Genomic DNA, 15,374 nt, shown 5'->3' with positions numbered 1-15,374 from the left:
CAGATTCATGAAACTCTTGATTCTGCGCTTCATTTACGTTATAGTACTAGAGTTTGATTTATAAACAATGATTTTTATATATGATTTGAGGAGAATGATATGTCAGGACATTCAAAATTTTCTAACATTCGAGCTAAGAAAGAAAAGAATGATGCCGCTAAGGGTAAAATATTCACAATGATCGGCCATGAGATTGCGCTTGCTGTTAAGGCTGGCGGTCCTGACCCTTCCAACAACTCAAAGCTTGCAGCCGTTATCGCAAAGGCTAAGGCAAACAACATGCCTAATGATACCATCAACAACGGTATCAAGAAGGCTGCCGGATCCATGGAAGCTGATAACTTCGAGGAGCTTCAGTATGAGGGCTACGGTCCTAACGGTGTTGCTCTCATCGTAAAGGTTCTTACAGATAACAAGAACCGTGCCGCAGCAGATATCCGTTCCGCTTTCACAAAGGGTAAGGGTTCCCTCGCAACACAGGGTGCAGTATCCTTCATGTTCGATGAGAAGGGACAGATCATCCTTGACCGCGAGGCTATGGACGACCTGGACAAGGACTTCGATACACTTATGGAAATGGCTATAGAGGCCGGTGCTGAGGATATTCAGGATGAGGAAGATTCTTACGTAATCTACACAGCTCCCAGCGATTTCGAGACAGTTCGCGAGAACATCGAGAAGCAGGGTATCCCTATGGCAGAGGCTGATGTGGTTATGGTTCCTCAGAACTATGTATCTGTAACAGACCCTGAGGCAGTAAAGGGACTTCGCAGAACTCTCGATCTTCTTGACGCATCAGAGGATGTTCAGAATGTTTACACCAACTGGGCAGAAGAGAACGACGACAGCGTTCAGGGATAAGTTTTAAAGACTCTGATTCGAAAAAAGAAGCAGTCTTCGGACCGCTTCTTTTTTATATCAATCATTTACTTCTGTCATATTTTTAGGTTCAACGGTAACAGACCAGTTCTGATGATAAATAACAAAACCCGGCGCTGCGTTAGGAACCTTTTTCAGATTCTTTCTTATAGTATAGTCAACATCCACCTTTTTATCATCCCTGTGAGAAGAGTAGTAGGCAGCGAGTCCTGCAGCTTCTATGAAAAGTCTGTCCGGAATATCCTCCATAGGCTGTCCTCCGGTCTTCACGATAACATGAGAACCGGCAACATTCTTGGCATGGAACCAAATGTCACCTCCGTCACCGATTTTAAAGGTTACATCCTCATTCTGATAATTATTTTTTCCGACAAAGATCTCATAGCCATCTTCCGAAACAAAATGATAGGGCTTTGACTTTCTCTGAAGTTTCCCCTTATCCTTTCCCTGGGCTTTGTGAATGAAACCGAAATCCCCCATTTCTCTTCTTATATCCTGAAGATCCTCCTCGCTTTCAGCGATGTCAAGGGCGGTCTGAATGGACTCAAGGTGTGAAAGTTCCTGTCTTGTTTCCCCAAGCTGAACAGTGACATTTTCCCTGGTACGCTTCAGCTTATCGTACTTTTCAAGATAATGCTTTGCATTTTCAGAAGCAGTCAGATCCTTTTTAAGCGGGATGTCAATTTCTTCATTGGTATAAAAGTTCTCGCAGCGAAGTACCTCTTCGCCACCGGTAAGTGAATAACCATAGGTATGAAGCAGCTCTCCGTAAACGCGGAACTTATCCATGTCCTCCGTATCCTTAAGCTGTTTTTCCTGAATATTAAGCTTCTTTCCGGTACGCTCCAGCAAAGTATTTATAACCTTGCGAAGATCTGTAGACCTCTGACGGATTCTTGAACTTTTATCTTTTTCACTATAAAAACGCGAAATGACATCACTCATGGATTCAAAATGTCTGACCTCATACTGACTGTCAGTATCATAGATTGTAAGAGGAAATGCCGAAAAATCGGAAGGTACTCCGTCCTTATAAACTATGACAGGATCAGGAGACTGCCGTGCAGCAACAGAGCTTACCACCTCATTAAATCCCTGATAGAGCTTCGCCAATGCTTCTTTAGGCTGGCAGTTGGCGGAAAGATCGGGATCAACAGAACTTCTGTGGCACATCTCGGAAGCAGTCAGAGGACTTAATCCTGTTATATTATGGAAGAGAGCTTTAAAAACAGGCTCAGGCTTATCACAAAGAAGACTAACGAAAGACTCTTCTGTAAGCTCCAGCGGATTCTTCTTCCCTCCCGCATCCGGAATAAAGTACTCCCTGTTGGGAAGCACCTCACGAACAGAAGACTGGGACAGTGAAATCCTCTTCACCGCATCAATGATGGTAAAATCTTCTCTATATAATATGATATTCGAATACTTACCCATGAGCTCAACAGACAGATATCTCTTTCCCAGATCACCCATTTCATCTAGATGCTCAATCTCAAAAATGACAACTCTTTCCAGACCCTTGCATTTCAATGTCTGATCCGGCTGCTTTACATCAAGTATGGCACCGTTTCCTATATGCTTACGAAGAGCCATGCAAAAAGTAGGTACGGAAATAGGAGAGAGCTTCTTTTCATCGGAAAGTATACATAATGGAAGCGAAGGATTTACGGAAATCTTTAAACGGTAATTATCCTTCTGATTACGTATAACAAAATCGATCTCGTCTTTTTCAGGCTGGGTGATCTTTGAGATCTTTCCACCGATTAGTTTTTCCCTGAATTCTTTAACCGTTGCCGAAACAACCAGTCCGTCATAAGCCATGTTGATCACCTCTCAATTCCTGTTTTATGTACAATAATACATGCACTTTTCTTTAACTTTACTTATTTTTTAGGGTAGATTATAATTTATAACAAATGTTCGGAAAACACAAGCCGCAGACAGGGTACAGATTTCCGGCATAAAGATACAATTCGGATGACTTTAGTCCGAATGTTTTTTACACTATTTTATATTTATGAAGAAACACTTCTATAATCAGTTTTTTCTTCATTAACTCAAAAGAGGTATGCTATGGATTTAAAAAGCATGACCGGATTTGGCAGATGTGAAGTTTCCAATGAAATCTATCGTCTTTCCGTCGAAGTCAAATCCGTAAATTCACGTTTTCTTGATCTCAACATCAAGATGCCCAAGAAGTTCAATGCACTTGAGGCCAATATCCGAAATACCATCAAGGAGTACATCTCCCGCGGAAAGGTTGATCTATTCATCACCTATGACGAGTTCGGAGAGGGTTCCAAGTCCCTGAGACTTAACCTTGATCTTGCAAGAGAGTATCTCGATTCCATGAGAAAGATATGCACAGAGCTTAAAGTAGATGACAATGTCAAAGTCACCAACATTGCAAGCCTTCCTGATGTTCTTGTTCTCTCCGAGGAATCGGAAGATGATAACGAGCTTTGGAACCGGCTTAATCCTGCTCTTACTCAGGCTCTCACAAACTTTGTGGCCACAAGAGTATCAGAGGGTATGAATTTAAAGAGCGACCTTCTGAGCAAGCTTTCAGAAATGGAATCTATCGTTCTTCGCATAGACGAGCGTTCACCCGAGATCACAGCCGCATACGAGCAGAAGCTCCGCGCAAAGGTTACCGAACTTCTGGGAACAGCGGGTATTGATGAATCCCGTATAGTTCAGGAAGTCACCATGTATTCCGATAAGATCTGTACAGATGAGGAGAGAGTAAGACTCCACAGCCACATAAAGAACATGCGCGGAAAGCTTGAAGCCGGCGGTTCTGTGGGAAGAGAACTTGATTTCCTCGCCCAGGAAATGAACAGAGAGGCCAATACAACTCTCAGTAAGGCAAATGATCTTATCATATCCGATGATGCCATCGGTCTTAAGACATTGATAGAAAAAATCAGAGAGCAGATACAGAATCTGGAGTGATCCCTACACGAAACAGCAAACAAAGTGTTTCGCATAACTACAGAATTCAGACATTAAGAGGATAAGTATGAACAAAGGATCTTTGGTAGTCGTATCGGGATTTTCCGGTGCCGGCAAGGGCACACTCATGAAGAGTCTGCTCGCTAAATATGACAATTACGCTCTTTCCATTTCATGTACAACACGTAATCCGAGAGAGGGCGAACAGGACGGTCGAGAGTATTTCTTCAAAACAAAAGAAGAATTTCTTGATATGATAGAAAAAGATGAGCTTATCGAATACGCCCAGTACGTAGAGAACTATTACGGTACACCAAAAGCATTTGTGGATTCCAATCTTTCGGAAGGAAAGGATGTTCTACTGGAAATTGAGATTCAGGGTGCTTTGAAGATCAAGCAGAAGTTTCCTGATTCAGTGCTGGTATTCATTACACCACCATCAGGGGCTGAGCTCAAAAACAGACTCATCGGAAGAGGAACCGAGTCCATGGATGTGGTGGAAAAGAGGCTTAAACGTGCAATTCAGGAGTCTGAAGGTGTGGAGGCCTACGATTACATTTTAATTAATGATGATATTGACACCTGCACCGAAAAATTGCATAATCTCATTCGTGCTCAGCACGAAAAGGCTAAAAACCATATTGATATAATAGAAAATGTTAGAAGAGATCTTAGGAGGATAGAAGATGTCACAGCAATCATATAACGAACTGATCGATGCAGCAAACAACACCAATGCGATTCAGGACGACACAGACAAACTTGTAGAAAGCAGATATTCTGTTGTTATCGCAAGTGCCAAGCGTGCAAGACAGTTAATAGACGGAGCTTCTCCGGTTCTCCCTGTAGACCCAAGCAGAAAGCCTCTTTCTATCGCAGTAGAGGAGCTTGCCAAGAACGCCATCACCATCAAGCGCGGATCTGAGGTCGAAGACGAGTTCAGAACAAATGCTGTTGAAAAGCGTTTCGATTTTGCAACAGAAGAGTTTGATGAGGATGATGACGGAACTGCAGAGCTTATCGACAACAGCCCTTCAGCATCTTCAGAAGATGATTACAATTCTGACAGCGAAGCATAAGCATGAAGATTCATATGATATCACTTGGCTGTGATAAGAACAGGGTAGACAGCGAAAAGATGCTCAGCAACCTACTGGAAAAGTATCCCGGATCCGAGATAACCGATGATCCTGCTGAAGCAGATATCGCTGTGATCAATACCTGTTCTTTTATTGGTGATGCCAAGGAAGAAAGTATTAATACCATCATCGAGATGGGCGAATACAAGCAGTCGGCAAAGCTTAAGAAAATAATCGTTGCCGGCTGTTTAGTTGAACGCTACAAAGACCAGATAAGAAAAGAGCTTCCTGAAGTAGACGAAGTTATGGGAGTAAAGGACTACGTTGACAAGCTGGATATCCAGATGGCACGTGTCGAAAACTCCGAGAATTATACTTCATATCTTAAGATAGCGGAGGGCTGCGATAAGTACTGTACTTACTGCATTATTCCGAGTCTCAGAGGACACTACCGTTCCGTACCTATGGAACATCTCATTGAAGAAGCAAAGATGCTTGCATCCCACGGCACAAAGGAACTGATCCTTGTTGCTCAGGAGACAACTCTTTACGGTGTTGATCTTTATAAGAAGAAAGCACTTCCGGAGCTTCTCAACAGACTTTCAGAGATAGAGGGAATAGAGTGGATACGTATACTTTACTGCTATCCTGAAGAGATCACAGATGAGCTCATCGAGACCATTCGTGATAACAGGAAGGTGGTTCATTATCTTGATATACCTATCCAGCACGCATCTGATGCAGTCCTTAAGAATATGCACAGAAAAACAAGACAGGCTGAGCTTAAGGAACGTATAGCTACGCTCCGTAAAGCAATTCCGGATATCGCATTACGTACCACACTTATCACCGGATTCCCTGGTGAGACAGAAGAGGATTTTGAGATCCTGAAGAATTTTGTCAGAGAAATGCGATTCGAACGTCTGGGTGTTTTCCCATACTCACAGGAAGAAGATACAGCTGCCGCTGAGATGACCGGTCAGATTCCGGAAAAGATAAAGCTTCAGCGTCAGGATGAGATCATGAGACTTCAGCAGCGCATCGCTTTTGAAAAGGCCAGAGAGCAGATCGGAAGAGAGCTCAGAGTTATGGTTATAGGCTACGACCCTGAAAACAACATGTATCTCACACGTTCTTATATGGACAATCCCGACATAGATAGTATGGTATTTGTAGACGCAGGAACATATAACAACAAAATCTCCGGTGATATGATAGATTGTCGTATCATCGATGCAGATGGATATGACTTGATTGGAGAGCGCATCTAATGAATTTACCAAACAAACTGACGATACTTCGTATACTCATGATTCCGCTGTTTGTCGTTTTGCTTCTGTTTAACGGTGGACAGGATCAGAATTTACGTATTGCTGCTTTGATTGTTTTTTGTCTTGCTTCATTTACGGATTTTTTGGATGGACAGATAGCAAGAAAGCGGAATTTGGTTACAGATTTTGGGAAATTTATGGATCCTCTGGCTGATAAGCTTCTGGTATGTTCGGCTCTTATATGCCTTATAGAGCTGAATCAGCTGCCTGCATGGTACGTTATCGTTATCATAGCAAGAGAGTTTATCATCTCCGGATTCAGGCTTGTGGCTGCTGACAAAGGCATAGTTATCGCTGCATCCTGGTGGGGCAAATTCAAAACCACTTTCCAGATGCTCACAGTCATTTTACTGATTATAGACATTCCTGTATTAAAGCTGATCACTGACATTATTGCCGGAATAGCTTTGGTACTTACCATTGTGTCTCTTGTGGATTACATGATTAAAAACATCCGTGTCATTACAGAAGGCGGTATGTAACAGGTCGGAAATATGATTTTTTCTGAGAATCTTTACTGGGGCAGACATGCCAGGGAACATAAGAAATATATTCTTGATAATCTGCGAAAAAGACATTTTCAACCGGGTGCCTATGTCATCATAGCGGCAAAAGCACCGAATCTGTATGAAATATATAATCAGGCTATGTTTTTGAACCCAAAGATGAACACGGAAAACGTGGAAATCCTTGGAATAGGTTACGGCTATAAAGATGCCGTTGAATGTGTCACAACTATGCTGATGCAGAGAAAGGATGTGATCTGTTGATCTCATCCCTGTCAAAAAAACACATGAGCGTCCGTACAGATAACTGATGTATGGGGACGTTAATTAAAACGAGGAGGCTTACATGATTGTCCTGACAATATTAAAGGTCATAGGCATTGTGCTCCTCGTTATTTTATTGCTCATTTTATTTCTGCTTTCTATCATCCTGTTTGTCCCTGTCAGATACAGATCCATGGGATATAAAAAAGAATCGGAAAATGACTACTACATTGACCTTAACGCAAGCTGGCTTCTAAAGGCCCTTAGATTTAAGGCTGCATTTGATCCGGATGGTCTGAAAATGAATCTCAAATTCCTGTGGCTCACACTGATGGATTCTGAAGGGGATGATGAGGAATCATCTTCCGATGAAACTGATATATGCAATCAGGAAGAGAATCCCGGATCAGCATCAGACTCTGTTTCAAACACTGAAAACAGTTCATTAACCGGCTCGGGAAAATCTCCAGTCACAGATTCCGAATCTGATATCACAGAGGTTTTGGATAACACCGGTATAAGTGACGATATCACCGATTCTGATATACCTGCCGAATCTGATACACCTGCTGATTCCGATTCCTCTGAAATTGACGATCATGTTACTGATTCTGATATCGCCATTGATGTCAATGTCTCTCAAATCAGCGATAACATCTCTGAATCCGATACATCCGCCGATTCCGAGGTCTCTGAAATTGACGCAGATCCTGCTGATTCTGATGTCTTCGAACAGTCTGAAAAAACCGAAAATACTGAAGCCCCTCTTCCTAAAGAAAAGAGAGGCCCCTCACTAAGAGAAAAAACAGTGGAGAAATTCAGAAAAATTCCTGGTAAAATAGAGAATGTTGCAGAAAAGATATCCGGCATAAAGGCTGCAATAACTGATGAAGAAAACAGAAAAGCGCTGAAGCTTATAATAAAAAATACAAAGTATCTTCTTAAACATTACCGTTTCAGAAGCCTTGAAGGCAATCTGACCTATGGTTCAGAGGATCCGGCATCAGTAGGCAGCGCCATGATGTATCTGAGCCTGCTTTATCCTGTATATGGAGAAAACTTCACCATCGAGCCTGTCTTTGACAGGTCCGTGATATGCGGAGATATGAATTTCAAAGGCAGAATAAGACTCATTCATCTTTTGATTGTACTTATAGAACTGATGCTAAATAAAAAAATACGACAACTTGTCATAAATCATTTGTAAGGAGGCACCCATGGCTGACAAAAATAATGTAACAGAGATTCTGGACACTCTATTTCATGGAATGGACGGATTTGTAAATTCAAAAACAGTAGTAGGCGAGCCCGTTAAGGTGGGGGATGCCACACTTATCCCACTTATTGAGGTTAGCTGCGGAATGGGAGCCGGAGGCTTTTCCAAGCCAAAAGACAGTAACAAAGATGACGGCGGTGCCGGAGCTCTAAGCTCCAGGATCACTCCTACAGCCATCCTCATTCTTCAGAACGGAAACAGTAAGCTTATCAATGTCAAGAATCAGGACGCATTCACAAAAATACTGGACATGATACCTGATGCCATAGATAAGTTTACAGGCGGCAGCAGAGTATCAAAGGATGCCGAAAAAGCCGCATTGGACATTATCGAAAACGAAGTCTGAATAACCGGAGTCTATATCTTTTACTATACATTAACCGAGGGTAAATTCCTATTTAAAGCACGTTTAAATGCCCCATGATATTTTTCCTAAAAAAAGCTTGCAAATTCCCGGTAACTTTGCTAGTATAGTTGAGTCGCGAATTCAGAGCGTATCTGATTCGATATATTTTGAAAAGGGAGGTGCAACCATGGCAAAATGCGCAGTTTGTGAGAAGGCAGTTCACTTCGGAAATAAGGTAAGCCATTCACATAGAAGATCAAACAAGATCTGGAAGGCTAACATTAAGTCAGTTAGAGTTATGGTAAATGGCGGTACAAAGAAGATGTATGTATGTACTTCCTGCTTAAGATCTGGCAAGGTTCAGCGTGCAATCGGTACATCTAAGACTGTTGAGGCAAACGCTTAATTCAGGATCGTCTAATTGATGCATGACAGGGTATTACGATCACTCGTAATACCCTTTTTTCATGCAAAACCATAAATTAAAGTCAGAGTGCACACAACGGTATAATATGCTATAATCAAGCTTGCTTTTATAAAAAAGCATTGCGCAGACGCTGAACGCGCAGCAATCCGATTTTTATAAGACTTACTACATTACAGTATCTTTCCGGAGGTAATATATGAAAGGAACAATTGCATCCAAGCTGGGTGAAATTCAGATCGATCCTGATGTTATTGCTACCTATGCAGGAACTACCGCAATAGAGTGTTTTGGTATCGTTGGTATGGCTAAGGTCTCTTACCAGTCCGGCGGGCTTGTAAAGCTTCTTAAGCGTGAAAGTCTCACTAAGGGCATCATGGTAAAGATTGAGAACAACGAGATATCTCTTGATTTCCACGTTATTGTTGCTTACGGTGTGAGCATTCGTGCCGTAGCTGACAATCTTATCGAAAACGTCAGATATAAAGTTACAGAGTATACCGGCATGAAGGTTAAAGATGTCAATATCTTCGTTGAAGGCGTAAGAGTCATTGACTGATGAAGTTTATAAGGAGGAATTACCTGTGGGTAATCAAATTGATGCAATGGCGTTGAAAAACGCTTTTCTTGCAGGCGCTAACAGTCTTAACGCCAAGAAAGAGTACATCAACGAACTCAATGTATTCCCTGTACCTGATGGTGATACAGGAACAAATATGACTATGACAATCATGTCAGCTGCAAGAGAGGTAGCTGCGATTTCCGAGCCCACTATTGACAATGTGGCAAAGGCTATGGCCAGCGGTTCACTCCGCGGAGCAAGAGGAAATTCCGGCGTAATCTTAAGCCAGCTCATTCGTGGTTTCACAAAGGAAATCCGTGAGAATGCAGAAGCAGGCGTGATTGATGATGTTATCCTTGCACGAGCTTTTAATCGTGCTATAGAAACAGCCTACAAAGCTGTTATGAAGCCCAAGGAGGGTACTATCCTTACAGTTGCCAAGGGAATGGCTGACAGAATAACAGAATTGTCTGTACTTGATGAGGATACTCTCACCATGCTTGAAAAGGTTATCGCTTACGGTGATGATGTTCTTGCCAAGACTCCCGACATGCTTCCCGTACTTAAGGAAGCCGGTGTAGTTGATTCAGGCGGACAGGGTCTTATGACTGTTGTAAAGGGCGCCCTTGCTTCCCTTAAGGGAGAGGATGTCAGCATTGACATAGATGACGTAGAGATGTCACCTGCAGCTGCACCTCAGGCAGAGCGCAAGTCCCGCGGAGACATATCCACAGCTGATATCAAGTTCGGATACTGTACAGAATTCATGGTAAACGGTGATCACGAGTTCAGTGATGAAGAAGTTGATGAATTAAGATCCTGGCTTAACGGTGTCGGTGATTCCATCGTATGCTTCTCAGATGAGAACATAATCAAGGTTCACGTACATACAAACCACCCGGGCAATGCTTTCGAAAAGGGCCTTTCCATGGGATACCTTTCAAAAATGAAAGTAGACAATATGCGTCTTGAGCACAATGAAGTTCTTATCAAGGATGCCTCAAAGATTGCCGAAAGCGAAAAGTCAAAGAGTTCAGCAGCCCCTCAGGAAGAGCCAAAGAAGGATCTCGGTCCTGCCAGGGATTTCGGCTTCATATCAGTATCTGCCGGAGAGGGACTCACAGAGATCTTCAAGGGTGTAGGTGTTGACTATGTGATCGAAGGCGGCCAGACTATGAATCCTTCAACAGAGGACATTTTAAATGCCTGTGCCGAGGTCAATGCTAAGACCATATTTGTTCTTCCAAACAACAAAAACATTATCCTTGCGGCAAATCAGGCCAAGGATATCATAGAAGACAAGACCATCATCGTAGTACCTACCAAGACCATCCCTCAGGGTATCACAGCCATGATCAGCTTCAGCCCGGATATGACGGCAGAAGAGAACTTGGAAGCCATGAAGGATGCTTCCGAATGTGTGAACTCTGCAGAAGTAACATACGCTGTACGTAACACCACCATCGACGGACATGCCATTCAGGAAAATGACATCATGGTAATCGGTGATGACGGACTCCTTTCTGTACAGAAAGACATCGAATATGCAGTCAACGAAGCAGTAGCCAAAATGATCAACAACGAATCTGAAATCGTTACCATCTATTACGGTAAGGATGTAAAGAAAGAGGATGCGGAAAAGCTTTCCGGTGATATCAGAAAGAAGTATCCTTCTGTTGAAACAGAGCTTCAGTACGGCGGACAGCCTATTTACTATTATTTCATTTCTGTGGAATAAATCATTATTGAGAATATACAAGCTCCTGAGAAATACATCTCAGGAGCATTTTTAACATAAAATATATGACTCTGACAGATTTAAAGGGAATAGGACCAAAAACAGAAAAACTCTTCAACAAGCTGGGAATATTTACAGTTAAGGATCTTCTGTATTATTTCCCTCATACTTACCTTTGCTACAGGAAACCATCACCTATAGGCAGCCTCACCGAAGGGGAAACGGGTGCTGTTAAAGGCATGCTTGAAAAAGATGCATCCATAATAAATCTTCATGGACTCAGGATGACAACAGCTTACATCAGAGACCTGTCCGGAAAGATGCGCCTCACCTGGTTCAATGCACCCTTTTTAAAAAATACACTGAGAGCAGGCTCTGCCTTTGTTTTTTTCGGAAAGGTAGGGGATTATAAAGGACAAAAGACCCTGAACCAGCCGAAAATCTTTTCAGTTGATGAATACTCAAAAAAGGAAGATACTCTGGAACCTGTATACGGCCAGACAAAGGGGCTTTCCAATTCCCTGATCCAAAAAGCCATAAAGCAGGCTATGGAGGTTTCGGAAGCACAGAAGGACTTCATTCCCGGAAACATACTTTACAACAGGGAACTTATGAGTATGAACGAGGCAATCGGACATATTCATTTTCCCGTAAACATGGAGGACTATAAAAAAGCAAGAGAGCGTCATGCATATAATGAGCTCTTTTTATTCTCCATGGCCCTTGTTAAAAAGAAGCAGAATACGGATGAGAAAAAATCCGGATATATCCTGAAACGTGATGAACGAATCGATTCCTTTATTACCGGTCTTCCCTTCAAACTCACCGATGGACAGGCAGCAGCAGTGGAAGATATAAGAACGGATCTTTCATCAGGATTTATAATGAACCGACTTCTTCAGGGAGATGTAGGTTCCGGAAAGACCATAGTTTCATTTATAGCCGCACTGGAAACCGCCTTTAACGGACATCAGGCAGCCATTATGGCTCCCACTGAGATTCTGGCATCCCAGCACTATGAAAAGCTTAAAAAGATAGTTTCGGACAATGCCTACGACCTGAAGATCGTACTTGTCACAGGTTCACTTAAAGCTTCTGAAAAGAAGGCCGTATATAAAGAGATAGAAAGCCACGAGGCAGATATCATTATCGGAACCCATGCCCTGTTTCAGGACAATGTCATCTATGACGATCTGGCACTTGTTGTGACGGACGAGCAGCACCGCTTCGGTGTAAATCAGAGAAAAACTCTGGGAGAGAAAGGACACAGTCCCCATACTCTGGTCATGTCTGCCACACCCATACCGAGAACACTGGCCATGCTGTTATACGCGGATATGAAGGTCAGTCTGATAAAAGGTCTGCCCTCCAATCGTCTGCCTATTAAAAATGCGGTAGTAAATGAAAGCTACCGGGAAAAATCATATAAATTTATATATGATGAAATAAAAAAGGGCAGACAGGCCTATATTATCTGTCCTATGGTCGAAGAAAATGATATGCTTGATCTTGAGAACGTGACAGATTATCTGTTAAAGATACGAAAGGTATTCCCATCCGATGTCAGGATCGAAAAGCTTCACGGAAAGATGAAGCCTAAAGAGAAGGACGAGATCATGAATCGATTTCTCCATAAAGAAATCGATATTCTGGTTTCAACAACAGTAGTTGAAGTAGGCGTGGATGTTCCGAACTCAACCGTAATGATGGTTGAAAATGCAGAACGCTTCGGACTTGCACAGCTCCATCAGCTAAGAGGGCGTGTGGGAAGATCCGGGCATCAGAGCTACTGCATCTTTGTAGACAGTTCCAATTCTGATAAGTCAAAAGAAAGGCTTCATATACTGGCCACCTCCAATGACGGTTTCCATATAGCAGAAGAGGACCTTAAGCTGAGAGGCCCCGGAGATATCTTCGGAATAAGGCAGTCGGGTGCACTTGATTTCACCATCGCCGACATTTATCAGGATAAGGAACTGCTGAGAAAAGCATCTGAGGATGCGCTGTATGTTCTTCGTTCCGATCCTGAGCTTAATAATGAGGATCATCATGATCTAAAAGAAAGACTCAACAGATATCTGGAAGAGAGCTGTATCCTTTAACAGCCTGCTTTTTTAAACAGGCATGCTGTCCTCCGGAATATAACCATAGTGTATTTGAAATATTCATTTAAGTAAGTGTCAAAATGTGAGATTGACTTATGACACTTATGTCATCATATTAGAGGAGATTAAAATGAGAGTAATTGCGGGAAGCGCAAGAAGACTTCTTCTTAAAACCATTGATTCAGCGGACACACGTCCAACTACAGACAGAATAAAAGAAACCCTTTTCAATATGCTTCAATTCGAAGTACCTGGCATTGATTTCCTGGATCTTTTTTCCGGATCAGGTGCCATCGGTATAGAAGCTCTTTCAAGAGGTTCTAAAAGAGCGGTATTTGTAGAAAACAATCCAAAGGCTGCAGCCTGCATAAATGAAAACATCGAGCATTGTAAGTTCGGTGACAGGGCTCTTGTTATGACTACTGACTATATGGCAGCACTTAACAGACTTAACGGAAAGGGCTACAGATTCGGAATCGTATTTATGGATCCACCATACAACCGCGGTTTTGAACGTAAAGCCATGCAGCTCATTCGGGACATGGATTATGTGGATGAAAACACACTGTTCGTTGTAGAGGCTGATATAAACGATGACATCGCTGACGAAATAGCAGCTATGGGTTATTCTCTTCAGAGGGAAAAAACATATAAGACAAATAAACATGTTTTTTTCAAAAAAAGAATTACAGAATAACTCTTCCATATATTTACATACCATAATTGAACGTGCTATAAATATAAACCGAGAAAGAAGAAATACTATGATAATAGGTATCTATCCGGGATCCTTTGATCCAGTCACATTTGGTCACCTCGACATAATAGAACGAGCTTCTAAGATGGTAGACAAACTGATTGTCGGAGTTTTGCAGAACAGTGCAAAAACCCCGTTGTTTTCCATGTCAGAACGTGTTAAAATGATTGAAGATTTGACCCAAAATTTCGGAAATGTTGAGGTTAAATCCTTCGGTGGTCTAACTGTCAACTTTGCCCGCGAGTGCGGTGCTACAGTTATAGTAAGAGGACTGCGCGCAGTAACCGATTTCGAATACGAACTGCAGCTTGCGCAGACAAACAAAGTCATTGCCCCCGATATCGATACGATTTTTCTTACTACAAATCTCAAGTTCTCTTATCTCAGCTCCAGCACAGTCAAGGAAATCGCCAGCTTCGACGGAGATATCCATGAGTTTGTACCTGCCGAGGTAGAGAGAAAAATGAAAGAAAAGTATAAAAAGTAAATTATTAGTTAATATAAGGTGGATTAGATAAATGAGCAGAATTGAACAGTTAATCGGTGAGATTGAAGAATATATTGATAGCTGCAAGTACCAGCCTCTTTCAAACACAAAGATCCTTGTAAACAAGGAAGAGATGGAAGAGCTTTTGGTTGAGCTCCGTCTCAGAGTACCTGATGAGATCAAAAAGTATCAGAAGATCATATCACAGCAGGAAGCTATTCTTGCAGATGCAAAGAATCAGGCTGAAAGCATGCTTCAGGACGCAAGACAGCAGACTGAGGAGATGGTATCAGAGAATGAGATCATGCAGCAGGCATACAATGAGGCCAATGCTCTTGTTCAGCAGGCTCAGGCCAAGGCTGATCAGATTCTTGCCGAGGCACAGGCTGAAGCAAACAGTGTTAAGGCAAGTGCCATCACTTATACAGACGGCATCCTTGAATCCATCGAAGTACTTTTGGGAAATTCCATCTCAGAGCAGCAGACAAGATACCAGTCCTTACTTGACAGCATGCAGAACACCTATAATGTAGTAACAAACAATCGAAGAGAGCTTAACCGGGCTATGAATCCTCAGACAGCTCAGGATGCCCAGTACCCTGAAGCTTATCCTTCAGCACAGGACAGCTTTCAGCAGTAATCTTCATTATATTTGATTCATCTTT

The 15,374-nt window shown here is 42.3% G+C and carries 17 protein-coding genes; 16 read left to right on the top strand and 1 reads right to left on the bottom strand.

The window, feature by feature from the left end:
• Positions 1–99 precede the first annotated feature (99 nt).
• Positions 100–861, top strand: a complete 762-nt coding sequence (locus T515_RS00175; RefSeq protein ID WP_036606293.1) for a YebC/PmpR family DNA-binding transcriptional regulator — start codon at positions 100–102, stop codon at positions 859–861.
• Positions 862–918: 57 nt separating this feature from the next.
• On the opposite strand, the gene T515_RS00170 is transcribed toward T515_RS00175, so the two are convergent.
• Positions 919–2,700 (bottom strand): Rqc2 family fibronectin-binding protein, encoded by a 1,782-nt coding sequence (locus T515_RS00170; RefSeq protein ID WP_036606292.1) that lies wholly within the window; start codon positions 2,698–2,700, stop codon positions 919–921.
• A gap of 252 nt (positions 2,701–2,952) precedes the next feature.
• Here T515_RS00170 and T515_RS00165 point away from each other — a divergent pair, with 252 nt between their 5' ends.
• The 15 genes from T515_RS00165 to T515_RS00095 all read left to right on the top strand — a co-directional run bounded on the left by T515_RS00165 (position 2,953) and on the right by T515_RS00095 (position 15,349).
• A complete protein-coding gene (locus tag T515_RS00165; RefSeq protein ID WP_036606291.1) occupies positions 2,953–3,834 on the top strand; it encodes a YicC/YloC family endoribonuclease in 882 nt (293 codons plus the stop codon).
• Positions 3,835–3,901: 67 nt separating this feature from the next.
• A complete protein-coding gene (gene gmk, locus T515_RS00160) occupies positions 3,902–4,540 on the top strand; it encodes a guanylate kinase (protein WP_036606288.1) in 639 nt (212 codons plus the stop codon).
• A complete protein-coding gene (gene rpoZ / locus T515_RS00155; RefSeq protein ID WP_036606286.1) occupies positions 4,521–4,913 on the top strand; it encodes a DNA-directed RNA polymerase subunit omega in 393 nt (130 codons plus the stop codon). The genes gmk and rpoZ overlap by 20 nt, the downstream gene beginning before the upstream one ends.
• A 2-nt stretch (positions 4,914–4,915) precedes the next feature.
• The gene (gene rimO / locus T515_RS00150) at positions 4,916–6,184 is read left to right on the top strand and encodes a 30S ribosomal protein S12 methylthiotransferase RimO (protein WP_036606284.1); all 1,269 of its coding nucleotides are present in this window, start codon (positions 4,916–4,918) and stop codon (positions 6,182–6,184) included.
• A complete protein-coding gene (gene pgsA / locus T515_RS00145) occupies positions 6,184–6,726 on the top strand; it encodes a CDP-diacylglycerol--glycerol-3-phosphate 3-phosphatidyltransferase (protein WP_036606282.1) in 543 nt (180 codons plus the stop codon). The genes rimO and pgsA overlap by 1 nt, the downstream gene beginning before the upstream one ends.
• Positions 6,727–6,738: 12 nt before the next feature.
• Positions 6,739–7,014, top strand: a complete 276-nt coding sequence (locus T515_RS00140) for a hypothetical protein (RefSeq protein WP_036606280.1) — start codon at positions 6,739–6,741, stop codon at positions 7,012–7,014.
• A gap of 82 nt (positions 7,015–7,096) precedes the next feature.
• Complete coding sequence (locus T515_RS00135) at positions 7,097–8,221, top strand: hypothetical protein (protein ID WP_036606278.1); 1,125 nt, start codon at positions 7,097–7,099, stop codon at positions 8,219–8,221.
• Between the two features lie 10 nt (positions 8,222–8,231).
• Entirely contained in the window at positions 8,232–8,636 is a 405-nt protein-coding gene (locus T515_RS00130; RefSeq protein WP_036606277.1) for a GerW family sporulation protein, read from the top strand.
• 187 nt (positions 8,637–8,823) lie between these two features.
• Positions 8,824–9,042, top strand: a complete 219-nt coding sequence (rpmB, locus tag T515_RS00125) for a 50S ribosomal protein L28 (protein WP_036606275.1) — start codon at positions 8,824–8,826, stop codon at positions 9,040–9,042.
• A 217-nt stretch (positions 9,043–9,259) separates the two neighbouring features.
• Positions 9,260–9,619 carry an Asp23/Gls24 family envelope stress response protein gene (locus T515_RS00120; RefSeq protein WP_036606273.1) on the top strand — a complete coding sequence of 120 codons (360 nt, stop codon included), beginning with the start codon at positions 9,260–9,262 and terminating at the stop codon, positions 9,617–9,619.
• Positions 9,620–9,665: 46 nt separating this feature from the next.
• Positions 9,666–11,360 (top strand): DAK2 domain-containing protein, encoded by a 1,695-nt coding sequence (locus T515_RS00115; RefSeq protein ID WP_155988220.1) that lies wholly within the window; start codon positions 9,666–9,668, stop codon positions 11,358–11,360.
• Between the two features lie 65 nt (positions 11,361–11,425).
• Positions 11,426–13,462 (top strand): ATP-dependent DNA helicase RecG, encoded by a 2,037-nt coding sequence (gene recG, locus T515_RS00110; RefSeq protein ID WP_036606269.1) that lies wholly within the window; start codon positions 11,426–11,428, stop codon positions 13,460–13,462.
• Between the two features lie 133 nt (positions 13,463–13,595).
• A complete protein-coding gene (rsmD, locus tag T515_RS00105) occupies positions 13,596–14,162 on the top strand; it encodes a 16S rRNA (guanine(966)-N(2))-methyltransferase RsmD (RefSeq protein WP_036606268.1) in 567 nt (188 codons plus the stop codon).
• Between the two features lie 67 nt (positions 14,163–14,229).
• Positions 14,230–14,709, top strand: coding sequence for a pantetheine-phosphate adenylyltransferase (gene coaD, locus T515_RS00100; protein ID WP_036606599.1), 480 nt, complete (start codon positions 14,230–14,232; stop codon positions 14,707–14,709).
• Positions 14,710–14,740: 31 nt separating this feature from the next.
• Positions 14,741–15,349 (top strand): vacuolar family H+-ATPase subunit H, encoded by a 609-nt coding sequence (locus T515_RS00095; protein WP_036606266.1) that lies wholly within the window; start codon positions 14,741–14,743, stop codon positions 15,347–15,349.
• Positions 15,350–15,374 lie beyond the last annotated feature (25 nt).

The organism is Oribacterium sp. P6A1, from assembly GCF_000702885.1.
Taxonomy (GTDB): Bacteria; Bacillota; Clostridia; order Lachnospirales; family Lachnospiraceae; genus Oribacterium.
Note: the sequence above shows the minus strand (reverse complement) of the source record. Positions and strands in the feature narration are given on the sequence as shown.

Coding starts and splice junctions, on each gene's coding strand:
- T515_RS00175 (WP_036606293.1), top strand. CDS start 100: ATGTCAGGACATTCAAAATTTTCTAACATTCGAGCTAAGAAAGAAAAG.
- T515_RS00170 (WP_036606292.1), bottom strand. CDS start 2,700: ATGGCTTATGACGGACTGGTTGTTTCGGCAACGGTTAAAGAATTCAGG.
- T515_RS00165 (WP_036606291.1), top strand. CDS start 2,953: ATGGATTTAAAAAGCATGACCGGATTTGGCAGATGTGAAGTTTCCAAT.
- gmk (WP_036606288.1), top strand. CDS start 3,902: ATGAACAAAGGATCTTTGGTAGTCGTATCGGGATTTTCCGGTGCCGGC.
- rpoZ (WP_036606286.1), top strand. CDS start 4,521: ATGTCACAGCAATCATATAACGAACTGATCGATGCAGCAAACAACACC.
- rimO (WP_036606284.1), top strand. CDS start 4,916: ATGAAGATTCATATGATATCACTTGGCTGTGATAAGAACAGGGTAGAC.
- pgsA (WP_036606282.1), top strand. CDS start 6,184: ATGAATTTACCAAACAAACTGACGATACTTCGTATACTCATGATTCCG.
- T515_RS00140 (WP_036606280.1), top strand. CDS start 6,739: ATGATTTTTTCTGAGAATCTTTACTGGGGCAGACATGCCAGGGAACAT.
- T515_RS00135 (WP_036606278.1), top strand. CDS start 7,097: ATGATTGTCCTGACAATATTAAAGGTCATAGGCATTGTGCTCCTCGTT.
- T515_RS00130 (WP_036606277.1), top strand. CDS start 8,232: ATGGCTGACAAAAATAATGTAACAGAGATTCTGGACACTCTATTTCAT.
- rpmB (WP_036606275.1), top strand. CDS start 8,824: ATGGCAAAATGCGCAGTTTGTGAGAAGGCAGTTCACTTCGGAAATAAG.
- T515_RS00120 (WP_036606273.1), top strand. CDS start 9,260: ATGAAAGGAACAATTGCATCCAAGCTGGGTGAAATTCAGATCGATCCT.
- T515_RS00115 (WP_155988220.1), top strand. CDS start 9,666: ATGGCGTTGAAAAACGCTTTTCTTGCAGGCGCTAACAGTCTTAACGCC.
- recG (WP_036606269.1), top strand. CDS start 11,426: ATGACTCTGACAGATTTAAAGGGAATAGGACCAAAAACAGAAAAACTC.
- rsmD (WP_036606268.1), top strand. CDS start 13,596: ATGAGAGTAATTGCGGGAAGCGCAAGAAGACTTCTTCTTAAAACCATT.
- coaD (WP_036606599.1), top strand. CDS start 14,230: ATGATAATAGGTATCTATCCGGGATCCTTTGATCCAGTCACATTTGGT.
- T515_RS00095 (WP_036606266.1), top strand. CDS start 14,741: ATGAGCAGAATTGAACAGTTAATCGGTGAGATTGAAGAATATATTGAT.